A 484-nucleotide genomic window follows, 5' to 3' on the forward strand; every position below is an offset into this window, starting at 1 on the left:
CTTGGTTATCGTTTCCGCCTTGATTACTGTTATCACCTTGGTTATTGTCTCCACCCTGATTACCTAAAGCTTGAATACTATTTTTATCAAATACAAATTGAATATCGTAAAAATGATGATAATTCATTGCATCAATATCCACTTTCACTTTTGCATTTAACTTTTTAGATAAATCATCTACTTCCACTTCTACTACTCTTGTATCTTGCTCTTTATTTGCTCCTAATACTTTCGCATCGATGAACGCACCATTCTTTTCAAACTCAAATTTTGTAATCCATGAGCTATTCGTTAATGTGAATGATACATATTTCTTACCATCTTTTACTTTCAAGATACCTGGACTCTTCGTATACGTGTTCATCATTGAAATTTCTTCAGTTTTATCTTTTAACACTTTAAAAACGATACTATATTCACCGTCTTTAAGAGCGTTTGGATCAATTGTTGTGTTATTGTCTTGATTATTGTTTCCGCCTTGGTT

At 32.0% G+C, this 484-nt stretch carries 1 protein-coding gene; it reads right to left on the reverse strand.

The window, feature by feature from the left end; genetic code table 11:
- Positions 1 to 484 (reverse strand): NEAT domain-containing protein (locus MR083_RS26895; RefSeq protein WP_242270106.1); only part of this gene is annotated, 484 nt, incomplete at both ends.

It is taken from the genome of Bacillus cereus group sp. BfR-BA-01408, from assembly GCF_022663305.1.
Classification (GTDB): Bacteria; Bacillota; Bacilli; order Bacillales; family Bacillaceae_G; genus Bacillus_A; species Bacillus_A pacificus.